General features: G+C 45.2%; 1 protein-coding gene. It reads left to right on the top strand.

Annotated features, from left to right (window positions below; translation table 11 throughout):
• Positions 1–159 (top strand): redoxin family protein (locus tag HC176_RS20225; RefSeq protein WP_342448731.1); only part of this gene is annotated, 159 nt, incomplete at its 5' end.
• Positions 160–281 lie beyond the last annotated feature (122 nt).

Genomic DNA, 281 nt, shown 5'->3' with positions numbered 1-281 from the left:
AAGGATTACGGTCTTGAAATGATAGATGGTCCATGGGAAGGATTGTTATCCAGGGTGGTGATCGTTCTTGACGAAAACGGCAAGATCCTTCATACCGAACAGGTTAAAGACATCGATCAGGAACCAGATTACCTGGAAGCTCTTAAAACCCTTCTCTAATGTATGACTTTATCACCGGCCGAATAAAAGGAGGTGGTTATGCAATTAAAGGCGCGTGGCTGCTGTTAAGACATGAACCCAGCATTCAGGTGCAGTTCGTGCTTGCCATCCTCGTTACTATC

This window comes from Tamlana crocina, assembly GCF_012037625.1.
This window is presented reverse-complemented; position numbering and strand designations above follow the sequence as displayed.